This is a genomic window from Enterococcus crotali, from assembly GCF_000633635.1.
Classification (GTDB): domain Bacteria; phylum Bacillota; class Bacilli; order Lactobacillales; family Enterococcaceae; genus Enterococcus_L; species Enterococcus_L crotali.
In genome coordinates this window covers 22,060-40,963 of the sequence record NZ_AYPQ01000002.1, presented here as the reverse complement: position 1 = coordinate 40,963, position 18,904 = coordinate 22,060, and the positions used below count along the sequence as shown (strand labels likewise).

15 protein-coding genes are annotated in these 18,904 nt (G+C 36.0%); all 15 read right to left on the bottom strand.

Annotated elements, in window-relative coordinates; genetic code table 11:
* Positions 1-18: 18 nt before the first annotated feature.
* Positions 19-1,317: a PTS sugar transporter subunit IIC gene (locus V192_RS0104900; RefSeq protein WP_420834552.1), complete on the bottom strand. Its 1,299-nt coding sequence runs from the start codon at positions 1,315-1,317 to the stop codon at positions 19-21.
* Positions 1,318-1,908: 591 nt separating this feature from the next.
* Positions 1,909-2,559: a hypothetical protein gene (locus V192_RS0104895; RefSeq protein ID WP_025869192.1), complete on the bottom strand. Its 651-nt coding sequence runs from the start codon at positions 2,557-2,559 to the stop codon at positions 1,909-1,911.
* A 52-nt stretch (positions 2,560-2,611) separates the two neighbouring features.
* Positions 2,612-3,949, bottom strand: a complete 1,338-nt coding sequence (locus V192_RS21505; protein WP_025869191.1) for a DUF4474 domain-containing protein — start codon at positions 3,947-3,949, stop codon at positions 2,612-2,614.
* Positions 3,939-4,313, bottom strand: a complete 375-nt coding sequence (locus V192_RS0104885) for a DUF3958 family protein (RefSeq protein WP_025869190.1) — start codon at positions 4,311-4,313, stop codon at positions 3,939-3,941. Before V192_RS0104885 ends, V192_RS21505 begins: the two co-directional genes overlap by 11 nt.
* The gene (locus V192_RS0104880) at positions 4,310-4,624 is read right to left on the bottom strand and encodes a TIGR04197 family type VII secretion effector (RefSeq protein ID WP_025869189.1); all 315 of its coding nucleotides are present in this window, start codon (positions 4,622-4,624) and stop codon (positions 4,310-4,312) included. Before V192_RS0104880 ends, V192_RS0104885 begins: the two co-directional genes overlap by 4 nt.
* A 236-nt stretch (positions 4,625-4,860) precedes the next feature.
* Positions 4,861-5,550 (bottom strand): DUF5105 domain-containing protein, encoded by a 690-nt coding sequence (locus V192_RS0104875; RefSeq protein ID WP_025869188.1) that lies wholly within the window; start codon positions 5,548-5,550, stop codon positions 4,861-4,863.
* Between the two features lie 2 nt (positions 5,551-5,552).
* Positions 5,553-7,547, bottom strand: coding sequence for an ABC transporter ATP-binding protein/permease (locus V192_RS0104870; RefSeq protein ID WP_025869187.1), 1,995 nt, complete (start codon positions 7,545-7,547; stop codon positions 5,553-5,555).
* Complete coding sequence (locus V192_RS0104865) at positions 7,544-8,422, bottom strand: hypothetical protein (protein ID WP_025869186.1); 879 nt, start codon at positions 8,420-8,422, stop codon at positions 7,544-7,546. The genes V192_RS0104870 and V192_RS0104865 overlap by 4 nt, the downstream gene beginning before the upstream one ends.
* Positions 8,423-8,427: 5 nt before the next feature.
* Positions 8,428-8,799, bottom strand: a complete 372-nt coding sequence (locus V192_RS0104860; RefSeq protein WP_025869185.1) for a hypothetical protein — start codon at positions 8,797-8,799, stop codon at positions 8,428-8,430.
* A 92-nt stretch (positions 8,800-8,891) separates the two neighbouring features.
* Entirely contained in the window at positions 8,892-9,407 is a 516-nt protein-coding gene (locus tag V192_RS0104855; protein WP_025869184.1) for an ATP-binding cassette domain-containing protein, read from the bottom strand.
* A gap of 548 nt (positions 9,408-9,955) precedes the next feature.
* Positions 9,956-10,171 (bottom strand): hypothetical protein, encoded by a 216-nt coding sequence (locus V192_RS0104845; RefSeq protein WP_025869183.1) that lies wholly within the window; start codon positions 10,169-10,171, stop codon positions 9,956-9,958.
* A 50-nt stretch (positions 10,172-10,221) separates the two neighbouring features.
* Positions 10,222-10,719, bottom strand: coding sequence for a helix-turn-helix domain-containing protein (locus V192_RS0104840; RefSeq protein WP_025869182.1), 498 nt, complete (start codon positions 10,717-10,719; stop codon positions 10,222-10,224).
* A gap of 528 nt (positions 10,720-11,247) precedes the next feature.
* Positions 11,248-11,508, bottom strand: a complete 261-nt coding sequence (locus tag V192_RS21935; RefSeq protein ID WP_239644570.1) for a hypothetical protein — start codon at positions 11,506-11,508, stop codon at positions 11,248-11,250.
* A gap of 245 nt (positions 11,509-11,753) precedes the next feature.
* Complete coding sequence (locus V192_RS22815) at positions 11,754-14,999, bottom strand: isopeptide-forming domain-containing fimbrial protein (RefSeq protein ID WP_420834551.1); 3,246 nt, start codon at positions 14,997-14,999, stop codon at positions 11,754-11,756.
* Positions 14,996-18,838: an isopeptide-forming domain-containing fimbrial protein gene (locus V192_RS22810; RefSeq protein WP_420834550.1), complete on the bottom strand. Its 3,843-nt coding sequence runs from the start codon at positions 18,836-18,838 to the stop codon at positions 14,996-14,998. Before V192_RS22810 ends, V192_RS22815 begins: the two co-directional genes overlap by 4 nt.
* Positions 18,839-18,904: the final 66 nt, after the last annotated feature.

Genomic DNA, 18,904 nt, shown 5'->3' with positions numbered 1-18,904 from the left:
TCTACTGATTCCTTCGCTCTATTTTGCGATAGCGTGTTCTTTTTCTAATTCGTTGTTATCATAAATCATCACAAATGGATAATAGATCACAACTGAAACAATGATCAAGACAATATTTAACACCGCTGCTCGCCAGTCACCACCTGTTGCTAAATAAGCGCCGATCGGCCCAGGCAATGTCCAAGGTGCGGTAAAAATCACTCGATTTACTAACCCAAATTGTGTTGCAAACCAGGCAATTGTAGCTGTAACCATTGGCGTTATGATAAACGGAATAATCAAGATCGGATTCAACACGATCGGTGTTCCGAAAATCAACGGTTCATTAATATTGAAAATAGCTGGTGCTAGCGTCGCTTTACCTAATTTTGAAGCAAATTGAGATTTTGTTTTAAACGCGAGTAAAAGAGCCAGACCAATCGTACAACCTGAACCACCAATCCAGATAAACCATTGATAAAAAGGCTCCGCTGCGATATTTGGTAATTCTTTTCCAGCAGCCATAGCTGCTGTATTTCCATCTAATAATTGCAACCATAATGGTCGTGCCAATGAGCCCACGATCGATACCCCGTGAATCCCAAAAGACCAAAAGAAAGTGATCATAAAAATCAGTAATAAGACACTAGGTAGACTATCTGCCGCGCTTACTAAAGGACTTACAATTTTAGAAATCGTTGAATGCCAATCAAATCCAATAAAGTACGTTATTGTGGAAATACCCAATATTACGATCAACGTCGGCGTCAAGGTTTCAAAAGATCTAGCTACAGCTGGTGGTACTTGTTCCGGCATCGTGATTTTAAACCTTGATTTATCTGTGATACGATAGATTTCTACAGCTAAAATCGAAGTAATGATCCCAACAAACATCCCACCGCCACCTAAATTAGCCATCGGCAACACAAAACCGGCAGTTCCTGCCGCATCTAATGCTTCTGCTGGAATATTCACTGGAACAAACGTTAAAAGAAAAGCAATCGTTGATAAGATCCCACCTGAAATCACATCTAGATTATAGGTCTTAGATAAACTTGCGCCAATTCCGAATGTCGCATAAAGAGTCATGATATACATCGTCATACGATACGGCAATAAAATCGTCGCTGCATTTGCTGTTAAAAACTGCGTAATGCCCCAATCTGCTGGAAGCGGCGGAAAGGCAATAATCAAGAAAAACGACCCAATAATAATCAATGGCAACGTCGCAATAATTCCGTCTCTAATCGCGCGTAAATGGCGTTGATTTGCTAATTTTGCCATTGGACCTGCTAAATGCTCTTCAATAAATTCAGTAAACTTTTTCACTATTCTCATCTCCTATTTCACATTCATTCAACTATTAAAGCCCTTACAAAAAAACGTTAAAACGAACATTTGGATAACAACATAATTGCATAAACATTTTTATCTTCTACTCGATCCACTAAACTTAGCGATATCCACGAATCCATATATATTCTGAGAAAACTTTTTTACCTCCTGATCTATTTTTCGGTTTTCCGTTTTTATCGTTCGTCTTGTGTTCAGCATACATCGATAAATTGACATTTCACTCATCGACAAATTCATCATACAGTTAAAGAACTTTTTTTTCAACTTTTTTACACAAAAAACGAAATAAAATTTCACTTTAAAGAAAAAAAGAGCCGTTAATAACTATTTTTAGTTCTTTAAGTAATATAAACAAAACAGAGAACTATTCTTACTCTGAAATTATATTTCTGAAAAAATGAATAGAAAAGGCTTGAATTAAATTCATTAGTTTCTTTCAATACACAAAAATAGAAGAACGAGAATCCGTTCTTCTATAAAATTATTCATCAATTTTATATACCAACTTGATTGTCGGCTAATTTCAAAAAATATTTGTGAATTTCTAAGGTATGTCTATCAGCTAATTAATAACTATTCTGATTCTGACATACTTGAAAATACTTCTTCCATATACTCACGTTCTTCTTTTTGATTCTTTAAATCTTCTAAAATTTCAGTTTTAGATAAAGATTTTTTTTCTTTATTAAACTCATACATAAAAATCAACTTGTTATCTTGTTTTACTTTTAAATAGAAGTGACTAAGTGGTTCATAAAGTGACTGAAGTATACTCTCAATTTCAGAAGCATATTCTTCATCAGATAAATTTTTTCTTAACTCTATTTCCACCTCATAAAATGATTCCGTCTCTTGAAAATATTCTTCAAACTCTGTACCGTCTGTAAAATTTTTAGTCGTTTTCCCACCAACAAATTCAATAACTGAATTTGTTATAAAGTGTTTATCTTTCAACAAATCTTTCGTTCTTTGATCAATTGTGTCCTGATAAAAATAGCTTGCATAGTTATCTTTGATCTCACCAGAATTACTAGCCCAAACTTCTACTACTCTTGAAGTATCCTCTTTAGGTGAAAAAGTCCCCATATAAATGTGTTTCGTTGGATATTTTTTGAAATATTCTGTCTCACTTTTTTTGTAAACAAATTCTTCATGATATTTATTTTCCAATTTTGATGTGATAAACTGTTTGGCACTTTCCTTATCTTGAAACTTATTATCCAAGCTTGAACATCCTCCTAATAGTAGTAATAATGAACTGATGAAAAAAATTTTTTTAATTTTTCCATGTGAATTCTATTACATCCCCTTTTTCTCTGACATTCCTTATATCATTTTCTTTTCTCAAAGCTTCAAGCATTGCTTTTCGCATATTAATATCGGGCACCTCTATCTCAGAATGTGTCATTAAAGCTTCTTTGTTAATTCCACTATCTGTTTTGATTACTAAATTCCAAAAATGCTTACCGTATTCTGCATAATCCCTTGTATCATTGGTAAGTAACTGTTCTTTAGTATTAACATCATAAACTGTTTGTTTCATTTTCAATTGATCAGCTTCTGCCACACAAGCATACCAATCTGGAATTGCCGTTTGAATTTGGGTAATTAGATCACTTGATTCTGGATTTTTATAATATAAACCAATTTCTGCTCCATATGCTTCCCCAAACCCATAAGTCCCTTTCCATAATTGTAAACGATACTCTTTACCATTCACATTAAAAAGAATCACTTCTGTATCGAGATCCATTCCTAGATACGGACCAAATTCATCAAATAAATCCATGAATCCGCCCATACTTTGAATAGAATGCTTATTTGTATAGTAATAATCTTTATCCATATTGTATTGAAAGCCTAGGAATGGAGAAATTATAGGAGAAAAGAAGCTAAACAACGATTTTTCTAATTCATTGATATCAAACGAATTATCATTTTCAGATTTTGGCGAGCCGATTTTTCTATTTCTAAAAGATTTACCTAATTCTCTCTTGGACCAAGCCTTCCCAATCGGTTTCGTCCATGCTAAATTCATCCTCGACAACTCAAACGTTCCAGAAGCTGGATTCCATGCCGCACCTTTTTCGACCTCCGCTAATCCTGCATCTAAATTAGCCAATTGTGCTTCAAAATCCGCAAATAAATTCGGTGAGCTTGCATTAAACTCGTATAATTGCTGTAGCTTTTCTTCATTCTTTTGAATCGAGCTTTGTACGCCCATATAGCGCTGTTCCATACGTTGATTGGGTTCTTTTTCTTTATCCATCGTGCGTGCCATATTTTGCAGTAAGGCTTGTCCTTGAGCAATTTCTGCTTTTAATTGTTCTTCGATCACATCGCATGTATCTACAGATGATTGAAATTCTTCTGGGAATTTACTATGGGCTTCAATTAAAGCCTCACATGCTAGTATAAACCCACTAGCCAAAGATGGATAGACTGCTGAAAAATAAAGTTTTGCTGAATCGTAAGTTTTGCTGGAAAGTGGTGCACTCATAAAAGCATTGACGCTATCTTTCAATGTCCCGCAAAATTGAATATATTCATTTGCCATTTGTTTAGCGGCGGCACTTTGAGATTTTACTTCACCTACATAAAAATCAATACCCATAGCGCTTGTCCTCCGCTTCGTCTCCTTCGGCAAACAGCAGGCTTCTCTCAGCGTATAATTCCTCTTCTTTGTCTCTCAACTGTACTTCCTCATTTACTAAACGTTCAGCTATGTCTTCTAGACGTTGGCGTTCATATTGGTGTAAGCGGTTGGCCTCGTCATCCAACTCCATAAAATGACCTGTATAACGTGAACCTTGATTATTGCCGATCAAGTCTTGATAATAGCGTTGTTCCTGTTGATGGATCGAAAAATAATCCGCTTCCAAATCCTCTAACTCTCGAATTTCACGCCGTTTATCCTCTTGATCAATACTTACTTGCCTTAACTGTTGATTGATTTTTAATTCTCTCTCTTCACTCATGAACGACTGCCACCTCCAAGATTTGGAGAAAACAGTGGTAAGTCGAAACTTCTTTTGATTTTTTGATCGATTTCGCTGAATTCTTTTGCGACCGAATAAATATTATTCCCGTCACGAGCGATCGCATTGGACACGCGCTGACCACGACTATGAATGCTCGCTAAGCTATTTTTTGCGTTACTATTGCCACTAACCGTCGTGCGTTCTGCCTTGCTCACCACCTCATTCACAGATGAAAAACCGCTTGCTGCTTGACTGAACTGTGCTGAGATACCGCCTGCAACGGTCACACTGCTTTTGATTCCTGACATTTCCCAAACCCCTTTACCTTATTTTTACCTTCACATATATCAAGTCTCCTCAACTCCCATTTTGCCATATTTACATACCTTATAGTTATCAAATATTTCTTTGTGACGTAAAAATTTTGCAAATTTAAGATTTAATATTAGCTTTTTTTGTAACATTAGACAAAAAACAGATTTATCACTTTAATTAAGTGCTAAATCTGTTTCCAAAGCATTGTATCTAACTAATTCTGAAATAATTATTTAAAATCCAAACTGTTCATCATTCCTTTTAAAGCGAGCAAATTACTTTCTCCAGTATAAAAACCTAAATATATATTTAGGACATCAAATTGACTTGAATCAATTTGCCATTTGTCGTTTCTTTTTTTGAACTTTAGGCTTAATATAACTGGCTCTTTTTTTACCGAAATTGTTGCAATTTGGCGAGAAAATAGTTGATTCAAGAAACTTGCTTTTTCTTCTGTTTTCATTTCTTTTAATTGTTGTATTTCTTGTTTTAGTTGTTTCAAAAATCCTGTTAAATCAATTCCATAAACTTGAATTTTGTATTCTTTCATTTTCTTTCGCTCTGTTATCAACTCTGAATCATAATATGTTTTTTCTTTAAGTTTCTGATGAAACTTTTGAAATAGCTTATCCAAATCATTTTGACTTAATCCAGTATCATGAGCAACCGTTTGTTTCACATCCAAAATGATTTCATTTAGTATCATTAAATTCATTGAACTCAGATCAAGCTCATGATCCTGATTACTCGTACTTTTTTCTAGATAAATCACTTCTTTTAAAAACTGATCTTCCAACGTATCACCTACCTCTTTTTTCTTACTTTTAGAAGTATCAATCATCATAAGGTATAGAAAACAAGAAAAAACCAAGACGACGACTACTAAAAAAATCCTAATTCTCTTGTTAAATTTTTTCATCTCTATTCATACCTCAATGATGTCGCTGGATCTAATTTTCCAACTTTCATCATTGGAACACTTGCTGAAAATAAAGACATCACAATAGCCAAAATAACCGTTCCGCCAATTGCCACGATATCTAACATAAAAACACTAGAAATCGCTTTGGCCTTCATCGCTACAATTTCATTGATTCCAAATCCGATGAATGAGGCAAATAGTAAGGCTAATAATAGCGATAGTAAAGTAATAAATGCCGATTCCGAGGTGAAAATCATGTTGATATCACGATTTCGATACCCAATCGCTTTCATTACACCAATTTCTCTCGTTCGTTCGATAACATTGATATACATGACAATTCCGATCATTACGACTGAAACAACAACTGCTTGTGTTGACATGAAAATCAAAAGCCCTTGAATGATCTTAATAAAATTGATAATGATATCGACAACCGCCGTCTGAGAGATCGCTACATACTTTTTATTGCTATTGATTTGGTCCATCACTTGTTTATTTTCTGAAGGTTCCTTTAATTCCAGAATGAAATAAGGAATATTTTTTTCAAATTTATTTTGTGTAACAATTCGTTCCATCTCAACAGGTGCCATGTAGGAGTTTTCTTCTTCTGTTTCATCTTTAACGATTCGAACGATCTTTGTTGAAAAGACTCCAGTCTTTTCACCTTCGCTTGTACTTTCAACAATCATCCCTTTTAATTTTTTACCGATGACACTATCCGCGGTAAGATTCTTTTTGTTCAATTTATTAAAATCTTTAATAAAGCTTTCAGTTAAAGTAATGCCTTCTTCTTTAGGATTTTTATATTCCTTCCCAGCCAAAATAGAGTCTTTTGTATTAGAAGGAACTTTGATCGATATATTATCGTATAAACTAACAACTTGGGAATAGTTTGGTGTTGTATCCCTGTAATCTGCTTTCCCTTCACCTTCTACTTCAACTTCAATCATTCTCATACCAAAAGGTGCCTCAAAATATTTGATTTTTTCTTGCCCTACTTTATTTTTGATATAGTTCAGATCATTTTCGTTAATGATTCCACTGCTTTGTTGACTGTTTAAAGAAATTTGAATTTGAGACGGAATTTTCCCACCATCCATGTCTTGTTCGATAATTTTCACAATCCCATTGCCTAACCCTAATGAAAGCAAAATACCTGTTAACCCAATTGATGTTGCAAAAGAAATCATGATATTCCGCCATTTTCGTTGCATAAAATTAGAAAAGGCAATTTTTAACATGCTAATAACGTTAAATCTGTTCTTCTTTCCTTCTTTAGATATGTTCGGTTCAACGAAATCTCGATCTTTTTTTTGTTCCACTTCCACAATTTGCCCATCTCTTAATTTAACAACCGTATCCACACGCTCTGTAATTTCTTCATTGTGTGTTACTACAATCACTGTTTTTCCTTGTTGAGTCAAACCTTCTAAAATTTCTAATATGCGGTTTTGTGATTTTGAGTCTAGTGATCCTGTTGGTTCATCTGCAATAATCAATTCTGGCTCATTTGTAAGAGCACGAGCAATCGCTACCCGTTGTTTTTGACCTCCAGATAGATTTTTCACATTTTTATCCGCATACTTCTTTAAACCAACGGAATCCAAAAGTTCTAATGCCTTTTTCTTATTTTCTGAATGAGTGTTCCCGTTTAAATACATTGGGATCATGGTATTTTCCAGAACACTCATATGCGAAATCAAATTAAAGTTTTGAAATACAAAACCAATATTATTTTTACGAAAGTCCGTCAACTCATGGTCATTTAAAAACTTTAGCGAAGTCCCTTTATACAGAACATCCCCTTCATAATCAGTATCTAATCCACTAATAATGTTAAGCAAAGTGGATTTTCCACACCCCGATGGTCCAAGTAGTGCTAAAAACTCACCATCTTGAACATCCAAATCGATTCCATCTAATACTTGTTCTTCTTCTTTTTCGTTGATCGAATAGGATTTTTTAATACTTTTTAATGTTAAAATACTCATTTTTTTTCCCCCAAAGTTATTGAATAGATAAGTTGAAGTTGCTTAATAAGATAGTTACCATAGATTATCAGAGCGATTAGAAAGAGAATCAAAAAGGCATTTTCTCCCCAAGTAATCTTACCTACTACTTTGAAAAGAACCATACTAACTAATAATGGTAACGTTTGTATAAAATAAAACACACTATCTTTAAGTGAAGCTGTATATCCTTCTAGCTGACTAGAATGGTCAAACTTCCCGTTTAGTTTTAAACCTTTCCCAGCGTGAATCAGTGTTAACAGAATACTTCCAGTTAATAATCCTAGTCCGGCCATAAATAACCAACTCCAATTATCGGTCAGCCAGTGTTTGATAGTCCATATGAACAATAGAAGTGCTGGAATTGCTTGAATAAAAAATAGTGCTAACGAACTACGTATTAAAAAAAATTTACTATCATATTGAAACCCTTTCAGATAAGGAATATCTGTCATTAATGCCAAAAAACCATAAATGAGACCTTTATCATTAAAAATAATGGCACTTAGAAAAAAGCTAACAAAAAAAGCTTCTGTGCCACCAGAGATTTGCACAATATTAAAATCATAGCTTAATAAAATTGCGAATAGAAGAATAGACACAATAGGTAAAAATAAGGCTTTAAAGAAATACGACAATGTGAATAATCTGAAGACATACACAAACTTCACTAATATACTGTTAACAAGCCAATTTTCTGCAATCCTTTTATGGTTTTTCAATCGACTTCTTTGCTGATTAAAACCATAAACAATGAGTACAAAATAACTAAAACTATAAATGACTAAAGCATATAGCAAAGGCCAAAAAGTATAGTAAAAACTCAAAAAAATAATTATCGGTAAAACAATGATCATCGTTTTTATCGCATTAATAAAAATAATTTTTTAGTATTCATCCTAAAAAAAATAGATAGTGTTTGATGAGTGTGTGTTTTGATAAAGAAATAATTCTCATAGCTAATGCCCATCAAAAGAATCACTGCCAAACTAACGACAAGTACATCATAATAACGAAGCGACGCAAACAACGATGATGCTTTTAAAACTATTGTAATCTCCTGTTTAAATAAGAGCATTCCTAAAAATATCAAGAGAGAACTTAAAAAATATGTATAGGTCATTTGTAGCAAATTACTAAGCTTCAGTGTTTTTTCTTTTGCCCATATTCCTTTTCGTATAAAAAATACAGTTAATAGCTCTAAAAAAAAGCGGTTTTCTTTTAGTTCCATCATAAAGCTACTCCTTCCCCTTTTTTTACAACTGAATCATCTCATCCACTTGCTTAAAAAGTTCAGCATGTTCATGACTAATGATGATAAATTTTTTATTTTTTTGCCGTTCTTTTTTTTTTTATCTGCAAAAAATTACCCAAAGATTCTTGATCTAATCCAGAAGTTGGCTCGTCCATTAAATAAAGTTTTGAGTCATTTAAAAAAGCGCCGATCAACATCACTTTTTTCTTCTCACCTAAAGATAAAGAGCCCATTTCACTTGTCATAAGCCTTTCAGAGAAATTAAAAATTTCCATGAGTTCTATTAATCGACTATTGAAAAAATCTTTTTCAATTCGAAATTCTGATCTTAAAAAATTAAAATAAAACAATGGTGTAACGCCTTTAAAATAATTTTCAGAAGAATCTGGAACGTAAGAAGTCCTCTCAGTCTGGATGATTTGTCCACTATCCGGCGTTAAAATCCCTGCCATTAGTTTTAACAGAGTTGACTTCCCTGTCCCATTTTTGCCAACAATCAAAGTCAGTGAATGTGAAGCCATATCATATGTAAAGTGTTCAATTCTTTTTTGTGCAGTCATGTAGTATGTAATGTTTTCAACTCTCATTAAGCCACGTTCCTTTCTTTTATTTTTTTAAGACTTTTACAAAAAATAGAAAGGATAGAAAAAGTTTATGTGTGTAAAATCAGAAAAAGATATAAGTTTCATCCATATTTGCTAAGTTAATTTATCCAACAACACTTTTTCTTCATTTTCATTAAACTCTTTCTCATCCTTACTCCTCAAAATTTTGTTGGTTTATTTATAAAAAGTAAAGTCTACCAACCCAACCATTTTTTAAGCCAGCCCCAAATGGCCGTCCAAATTGCTTTCTTCAAAATCCAACGAATAATCGCCCAAATCCAAGTCCACATAAAAACAACTCCACCTTTCCACCAATAAATACTTAACAAATAGTATTTAGATGATTAAAACTTACAAGGCTTAGTATAGTATTTTTATGTAAATTCACGTCTAAAGGTCTCTTATTTGAGACAAAAAAACAAATTTGATTTCTGTCTACAAGTTAAAATAGCTAAACAAATGCTCCTCTATTTTTTCTAAAAAAAAGGAGTGGTTATCTTCCAATAACTTCAATAATGTTATGCTTTCCTTCATTTGTTTTTTCCTTGCTTAACATTTTCTGCCAAAATACAATCAATTCCCATAAAGAACTTTTTTAGAATCTTCTCAATAATCAAATGTTCACTCAATTCTACCTGTTTCATATAGCCAAGATATTCTTTTACTTTTTTAAAATCATTCATCTCAATTTCGTAAAAAATCATGTTAGATAGCACTTTGACAGTATCAGATTCAAATGATTTCAATTGTTCATACTTTTTCGCATTCTCTAAAATCCTTATACTAATCGCTTCGTTTAGTTCCTTTGAATATGCGAAAAAGTATTTGTATAGAGAACTAAATCATAATGGGTGAACATATTTAAATTCACTAAATATTCTTGTAAATACTCTTTAGCAAAGGAATCATATTCTTCATTTTTTAATCGATTGATTAATAATTTAACGACTAGCGCAATATGTTGGTAACGTTCCAAATTTGTCTTCTTGTAAATTAGGGTTGATTTTTCTTTTAAAGACAATAGTTTTTCTACATCTTGCTCAATAAAACTCTGACGAACATCCGTAAACAATGCTTTAAATCTCTCTATTTTAAAGTTATTTTGTATAAATAAGAATTCATCCAAAGAAACATTCAACTGCTCTAAGATTTTAAAGAAACACGTTACCGTCATATCTGACTGACCATTTGTGATTCGATAATAATGTGCTCGTGACACAACTCCTCCGATCAAAGACTTAATCGGTATATTTTTCTTTTGCCTGATCAACTCAATTATGCTACCAACATCCATTTTATTCCCCTTTCGTCTCATATACACAACATTTAACATTTTAAGTGATTTCTTTATGTATGATATTCATTAGAATAGGAGGAGAAAAAATGATTTGGATTCTAATTCATTACTAAAAGTAATTGTTTAATGTTGGTATACTTATTCTTCTTACTTGTCTTAGCTATCTCAAAAAAGCTAAGACTTTTTGTTTATTAATTCTATCATTAAAATTTAATTTAATCAATATGTACAAAAATTATTCTCAGTATTGTGAAAAAAAACACAATACTATTTCTTCAATTTAAACTAAAAAAACCTGTCGTTATATTCCCGACAGGTTTTACTTTTCGTTTTCTACGATTTTACATACGTCACTTTATTCCCCAATTCGCTTGCTGCAAACTGATTAGCTTCAAAAAATAATTTGATCATTTTTTCATTCTTTAATCGAATGATGATATGCGGTGATTTTCTAAATGAGATAAAACTTGTACTGATCCCTGCTAGATTCCAGTTGCTAGTGATCGTAAAATAGCGGATATCTTCTTACATCAGGACTTTCTTTCGATTAAAATGAACCAGCTCCAAGCCGTTCTCATACAAATACAACCCATCTTTTCTAAAGACAAATTGAAAAGCCGATAATACTGCAAAAAAAGCGCCTCCAATCAACCCCATCTGCATGCCTAGTCGATCGACATCAGCAAAAATAATCAATCCAAAACACAGTGCTACTGGAAATAAAAAGAACACCCCCAACAAGATTCCTCTGCGATACGCATCAGAATATAACCTTCCCAACTCCATTTATTTTCTCCTTTTTTCTTTATTTGTACCTCTTTTATCGTATCATTTTATTCTGGTCAGGAACAGAATAAATTTATTGATTGATTCTGGCTATTTGACACTTAAAAAAGTACTGGGTACATAACATATAATGTTACATCCCCAGTACATGAAATTTGAATAATCGTTGAGTGGTAACGTACTTCGTTTTTCAGTTTTCTTCTCTCTTGAAGTTGAAAATTTCAAGTCTACAACGTTACCTTTATTTATTGACTATTTTTTCTTTTTTGCTCCAGATTTACTAATAATGTCGCAGCAATCATAGCTATCCCCATAAACATGATCGCATTCGATACTGCTTCTCCTGCTTTTGGAAAATCTGGTTTTCCAGGAATGTCTCCTTCAGGAACCACAGGTACTTCAGGTTCATCTGGTGGATTGGTATGATCATCGACTTTTGCTTTGTTGATAATCGTTCTTCCTGCGATTGCTTCTTGATTGATTTTGACTTTAAAGATGATAGATCGTGTTTTTGTATCACTGATTTTTGGATATTCTGCAGTGACTTTTCCGTCTTTTACAGTGATGTTCGTTGGTTTTGGATCGTCCCCTTCACTTCTTAGACTATTTTCCACATAAGTTACGCCTTTTGGTAGATTGTCGGTCACAGTGACTTGGTTTAATACTCCATTTTCTACTGTATTGCGGAAACTGATGCGGTATTCGATTTCTTCACCGATTTTCACTGTTTTTTTATTAACTGTTTTGCTGCTTTCTAGTTTTCCTGCTGGCTCTTTTGGAGTAACTGGTACTTCAGGTTCGTCGGGTGGCGTTGTGTGATCGTCGATTTTCGCTTTGTTGATGATTGTCTCCCCGGCAATTGCCTCTTTATTGACTTTGGCTTTAAAGACAATAGATCGGATTTTTGTATCACTGATTTTTTCGTACTCAGCGGTTATTTTGCCATCTTTTACAGTTAAATTCGTTGGTTTGGGATCGTCCCCTTCACTGACCAAACTGCCTTCCACATAGGTCAAGCCTTTTGGTAGGTTATCGGTCACAGTAACTCGATTTAGTATGCCACTCGCAATTTTATTACGAAATGTGATACGGTATTTGATTTCATCGCCGATTTTTGGTGCCTGATTGTTCACCGATTTTGTGACTTCTAATTGCCCTGGCGTTTCGACTGGTGTCACAGGTACCTCAGGTTCATCGGGCGGATTTGTATGATCGTCTATTTTCGCTTTGTTGACAATTGATTGTCCAACTTTAGCTTCTTCGTTGACTTTGACTTTAAACACGATGGAACGGGTTTTTGTATCATTGATTTTGCCGTACTCCGCAGTGATTTTCCCATCTGTCACCGTTAAGTTTGTCGGTTTTGGATTGTCTCCTTCACTGGTTAAACTACCTTCGACATAGGTTAAGCCCTTTGGCAGATCGTCAGTGATTGTGACTTGGTTTAAGATACCGTTTGTCACCTTGTTTCGGAAGGTGATTCGATACTCGATTTCGTCGCCGATTTTTGGTGACTGGTTATTGACTGATTTCGTGCTTTCTAATTCACCCGGTGTTTCTACAGGTGTCACTGGAACTTCGGGTTCATCGGGCGGATTCGTATGATCATCGATTTTCGCTTTATTGACGATGGTTTCTCCGACTTTAGMTTCTTCGTTGACTTTGACTTTGAATACGATTGAACGCGTTTTTGTATCGCTGATTTTGCCATACTCTGCGTTGATTTTGCCATCTGTCGCCGTTAAGTTTGTCGGTTTTGGATCGTCTCCCTCACTAGACAAACTTCCTTCGACATAGGTCAACCCTTTTGGCAGGGCATCCGTTACCGTCACTTGGTTTAAAACGCCGTTAGTTACTTTGTTTCGGAATGTGATACGGTATTCGATTTCGTCGCCAATTTTTGGTACTTGGTTATTGACTGATTTCGTACTTTCTAATTCACCCGGTGTTTCTACAGGTGTCACTGGAACTTCGGGTTCATCGGGCGGATTTGTGTGATCGTCGATTTTCGCTTTGTTGACGATGGTTTCTCCGACTTTAGCTTCTTCGTTGACTTTGACTTTGAATACAATAGAACGGGTTTTTGTGTCGCTGATTTTTCCGTATTCAGCGCTTATTTTCCCATCTGTCACCGTTAAGCTTGTCGGCTGTGGATCGTCTCCTTCACTAGACAAACTTCCTTCGACATAGGTCAACCCTTTTGTCAAAGCATCCGTTACTGTCACTTGATTTAGGATGCCATTAGTCACTTTGTTTCGGAAGGTGATTCGATACTCGATTTCGTCACCGATTTTTGGTGCTTGATCATTCACCGATTTTGTAACTTCTAATTGTCCCGGTGTTTCAACTGGCACAACGGGAATTTCTGGCTCATCTGGTGGATTTACATGATCATCGATCGTGATTTTATTGACGATTTTTTGTCCAACGATCGCTTCTTCATTGACTTTGACTTTAAAGACGACCGTTCGGATTTTGGTATCTTGAATTCTTGGATATTCAGCAATGACCTTACCATTTGTCATCGTTAGACTTGTTGGTTGTGGGTCATCCCCTTCACTTGTTAGGCTTCCTTCCACATAGGTCATGCCTTTTGGTAAATTATCAGTTACAGTGACTTGATTCAAGACACCATTTGTAATTTTATTACGGAAAGATAAACGGTACTCCACTTCCTCTCCGATTTTTGGCGACTGATTATTGACTGTTTTTGTACTTTCTAGTTCACCTGGTGTTTCTACAGGTGTGATTGGGACTTCCGGTTCATCAGGCGGGGTGGTATGATCATCGATTATCGCTTTATTGACGATTGGTTGTCCGATTTTCGCTTCTTCATTGACCTTTACTTTGAACACAACGGATCGAGCGGTCGTATCATCGATTGTTGGATATTCGGCAGTCATTTTACCATTTTCCATGAGTAAGCTCGTTGGTTTTGGCTCAGCACCTTCACTGGTCAAACTACCTTCGACATACGTCAATCCTGCTGGTAAGGTATCGGTCACCGTCACTTGATCAATTACTCCATTGGTTACTTTGTTACGGAAACTAATACGATATTCGATTTCATCCCCAATTTTTGGTGCTTGATGATTGACCGATTTGGTTACTTCTAATTGTCCTGGTGTTATAACTGGTGTCACTGGGACTTCGGGTTCATCGGGCGGATTTGTATGATCATCTATTTTCGCTTTATTAATGATTGGTTGACCAGCAACTGCTTCTGTATTTACCGTTACTTTGAAAACGATGGTTCTTATTTTTGTATCTGTAATTTTTGGGTATTCGGCGACTAATTGTCCATTTTCCATTGTTAAGCTTGTCGGCTGCGGATCATCGCCTTCACTGGTTAAGCTGCCTTCGACATACGTCAGTCCTTTCGGCAAGGTATCCGTCACAGTCACTTGATTTAAAACACCATTTTGGATTTTATTGCGGAAACTAATCCGATATTCAATTTCATCTCCGATTTGTGGTGACTGGTGATTCACTGATTTAGTACTTTCAAGTTCGCCTGGCGTTTCAACAGGTGTGATTGGGACTTCAGGCTCATCGGTGGATTCGTATGATCGTCGATTTTGGCTTTATTGACAATTGCTTCACCAACTTTTGCTTCTTCGTTGACTTTGACTTTAAAGACGATGGAACGGGTTTTTGTATCATTGATCGTTCCATACTCCGCAGTCATTTTACCATTTTCCATGTTTAAGCTTGTTGGTTTAGGATCATCTCCTTCACTTGCCAAGCTCCCCTCTACATAGGTGACCCCTTTTGGTAAAGTATCTGTAATCGTCACTTGTTTTAAGACACCGTTTGTTATTTTGTTACGGAAGGTGATGCGGTATTCAACTTCGTCACCGATTTTCGGTGATTGATCATTGACTGATTTCGTAACATCTAATTGCCCTGGTATTTCTACTGGCGTGATTGGTATTTCAGGTTCATCGGGCGGGTTCGTATGATCATCAATGGTAATTTTATTCACGATTTTTTGACCCACGATTGCTTCTTCATTGACTTTGACTTTAAACACAACTGTTCGGATTTTCGTATCTTGGATTTTCGGATATTCTGCGATCACTTTTCCATCTGTCATGGTCAAACTCGTTGGTTTGGGCTCATCCCCTTCGGTCGTCAAGCTTCCTTCGACATAGGTTAACCCTTTTGGTAAATTATCGGTCACTGTTACTTGCTTCAATATACCGTTCGTGATTTTATTACGGAAAGAGAGTCGATATTCAACGATATCACCGATTTTTGGCGACTGGTTATTGACTGATTTTGTGCTTTCTAATTCACCTGGTGTTTCTACAGGCGTGACTGGGACTTCGGGTTCATCAGGCGGATTTGTGTGATCATCGATCGTCGCTTTATTGACGATGGTTTCGCCGATTTTGGCTTCTTCGTTGACTTTGACTTTGAAAATAATTGATCGAATTTTTGTGTCGCTGATCTTTGGGTATTCCGCCGTTATTTTCCCGCCTGTCGCAGTTAAACTTGTCGGCTGCGGATCATCGCCTTCACTGATTAAGCTGCCCTCGACGTATGTTAAACCTTTCGGTAGTTGGTCGGTCACGGTCACTTGAGTTAATACACCGTTTTGGGTTTTATTGCGAAAATTGATGCGGTATTCGATTTCGTCACCAATTTTTGGTGACTGATGATTGACCGATTTTGTACTTTCTAATTCGCCAGGTGTTTCCACTGGTGTGACGGGTACTTCCGGTTCAGCAGGCGGATTCGTATGGTCATCGATCGTCGCTTTATTGACGATTGGCTGTCCCGCTACAGCTTCTTCATTGACACGAACTTTAAAGGAAATTGCACGTGTTTCGGTATCTGCGATTCTAGGATATTCCGCTTTTACCAGTCCATTCACAACGGTTAAGCTTGTGGGTTTCGGATCTTGTCCGCTACTTGTAATACTGTTTTCGATATAGGTTAGGCCTTTTGGTAAATTATCGGTCACTGTTACTTGGTTCAAAACACCGTTTGGTATTGTGTTTTTAAATTGAATCGTATAGGTTAATTCATCCCCGATTTTTGGTGATTGATTGTTGACTGTTTTTGTACTTTCAAGTTGTCCTGCACGTTCTTCTTGCGCAATTTTCACTTCTACAACATTTGATTGATTATTGATGATCGTATTTGTTGCAGTATCTTGCCCTTGGATCGTTGCACTATTTGGAATTAGTTGATCCGCAACAGCCGTATTATTGATTTTTGCTTGAAATTGATAGACAGTTTCTGCTGTTGTTCCTTTGTAGCTACCGCCTTGAGTCCCGTTGGCTCCTTCACCAACACGGAATGTCATCGTACGGTTAGCGGTTGTATATTCTCCTTGATCATCTCCAACTGCGTCAGTTTTAGCTCCTGCATTTGGTCCGCTGACAATGGATAATGATTCTGGAACATAATCTAGGCGGCTATCTAGCACATCTTTCGATACGGTGTTAACCGCTTCTGAGTTTGCTTTGGTATTCTTTAAATGAACGCGATATGTTACTGTATCTCCAACCTTATATGTCTCTTTGGGATTCATGATTTCTTTGGAGATTTCTAATTCAGGTGTTTCAGCGTTGATAGAAAACCCAATCGCATTGGTTGAATAGTCATCCCCTGAACTCGTTGTTCTAAAAGAAATTTGCTGCTGCCCATTGGTAATGATTCCTTCTGGTAAGGACAAACGATCGACATCAATATCTAAAAAGTTTGGATAGCCTGGTTTAAATTGTCCTGGATATTTATCGACCATATGTTGGTCATTATCTGAAACTGTTCCATTCATCGCATTTTCAGCAGGATTGATTGTATTACTGATATTGACCCAAGTACCTGCTTTATTTTTGATTTGGGCATTGTCACCAGTAAAATATTTATCTCCTTGAACAGTAAACCAAGTGATGATAGGTTCTAGTTTTCCTTGTTTGGACGTTATAAAGTCTTTCATGGCAAACTCATTGTTCGTGCCTGCTTTATTGCCTCTAGCGCCGTAATAGACGTTAAACGCACGAGACTTTTTGGCTTGGTCTTTTGTTACCACAAATAAACTCCAACCACTGAAGTTATAGTATTGATATTTTTTATTCAAATCCTTGGTCATCGGGATATCGGCTAAGGTATACCCACCAGTTCCACTCTTATCTCCTTGAATAATAGCTGTAACATCAGCAAAATTAGAAAAACCTGTATTGTTATAACCAAAATATTGACCGGGATCATTATCATTTTGATCAATCCGGTGATAACGTTGCGGCGCCACTCGGGTAGAGGTTCCATTTGGCGTCGTAAACTTAACAGGCGCACTGATTTCTTCATCGCTTAGATTATCGTAAAAGCCTGGCCCTTTATAACGAGAAGCACTCCAAAATAATCCTGCCCACGCAATTTCAGAAGCGCCATCTAGATCTATATAGGCTCGACTTGAGTTATAAGTTGTCGGATCTCCATCTACATCAGCAAATTCTAGTGCAAAATTGTTGATGGCATAGCCGCTACCTGGTGTTTTAGCATTTAAAAAGGTTTTCGCTGCTGCTGTGGTCTCATCTAAAATTTTTAAATTGGTATTTCCTGTTGAAAAAAGTTCCCCTTTATGGATACTTTTATAGATTGGTTGGTCAAAACCTCGACCTGGCGTTGGCGCAATTCTTGGTCCAATCGCTTGAACAGTTGGTGTTTCTTGGTTCGTTTCCTCTGTTGTTGCTTTTTTTTCTTCGGTTACAGCAGTTGTTGACTCTTCTGATTGGGATTCTGCTACTTCTGTGTCAGCTTCTTTTTCTTGTAAAGATGTACTGCTCGCTTCTTGTTCGATTTTCGGCAGTGTTAGGGTGATATCCCCGACTTTTTCATCTGCCTGATTTATTTCAACAGCAAACTGATGAATTGATTCGTCTGTTTGCTCGGCACTGATTGTCAGATGTTTCGTGGTTTGAGGTTGGATCGTGGTGATGATTAGTTCGGTCCCCTCATCTTGGTTTTCTTTTTGGTCAAACTGGATCGTTTGATCTTCGGGCGCCACCAGTTGGTCTTCGCTTTTTAAGGTTGCTGCGTCGAATTTTACTGGTGAGTCCTTTGGATTCTTTTGTTTTAGGACGACGTGCTCGATTGGTTGATCGCTTTTGTTGGTTACTTCGTAGTTTACGTCAACTAATTTATTGTTGGTTTCATTTTTCTTGGTGTCTGCTTTGATGTATAAGGATTCTGAGTCGAAGATGTTCTCTTCTGGTTTTGTCAGTCCTTCTGCAAACACACTGGCGACGGGTAACAAGTTGGCGATCACCAACATCAAAACGGCTAAATAGTTCAGGGAAATTTTGTACACTTTATTCATTTATATCTTACCTCCTATCTTTTTACTATAGTATGGCTAAATAAATAATTCAAAGATATCGGGTTG

Excerpts from the sequence above, each read along its gene's own strand:
- V192_RS21935 (WP_239644570.1), bottom strand. The coding sequence starts at position 11,508 with ATGGAGTTGGGAAGGTTATATTCTGATGCGTATCGCAGAGGAATCTTG.
- V192_RS0104885 (WP_025869190.1), bottom strand. The coding sequence starts at position 4,313 with ATGAGTGAAGAGAGAGAATTAAAAATCAATCAACAGTTAAGGCAAGTA.
- V192_RS0104875 (WP_025869188.1), bottom strand. The coding sequence starts at position 5,550 with ATGAAAAAATTTAACAAGAGAATTAGGATTTTTTTAGTAGTCGTCGTC.
- V192_RS22810 (WP_420834550.1), bottom strand. The coding sequence starts at position 18,838 with ATGAATAAAGTGTACAAAATTTCCCTGAACTATTTAGCCGTTTTGATG.
- V192_RS0104855 (WP_025869184.1), bottom strand. The coding sequence starts at position 9,407 with ATGAGAGTTGAAAACATTACATACTACATGACTGCACAAAAAAGAATT.
- V192_RS0104840 (WP_025869182.1), bottom strand. The coding sequence starts at position 10,719 with ATGGATGTTGGTAGCATAATTGAGTTGATCAGGCAAAAGAAAAATATA.
- V192_RS0104900 (WP_420834552.1), bottom strand. The coding sequence starts at position 1,317 with ATGAGAATAGTGAAAAAGTTTACTGAATTTATTGAAGAGCATTTAGCA.
- V192_RS0104880 (WP_025869189.1), bottom strand. The coding sequence starts at position 4,624 with ATGTCAGGAATCAAAAGCAGTGTGACCGTTGCAGGCGGTATCTCAGCA.
- V192_RS0104860 (WP_025869185.1), bottom strand. The coding sequence starts at position 8,799 with ATGATGGAACTAAAAGAAAACCGCTTTTTTTTAGAGCTATTAACTGTA.
- V192_RS0104870 (WP_025869187.1), bottom strand. The coding sequence starts at position 7,547 with ATGAGTATTTTAACATTAAAAAGTATTAAAAAATCCTATTCGATCAAC.
- V192_RS0104865 (WP_025869186.1), bottom strand. The coding sequence starts at position 8,422 with ATGATCATTGTTTTACCGATAATTATTTTTTTGAGTTTTTACTATACT.
- V192_RS21505 (WP_025869191.1), bottom strand. The coding sequence starts at position 3,949 with ATGGGTATTGATTTTTATGTAGGTGAAGTAAAATCTCAAAGTGCCGCC.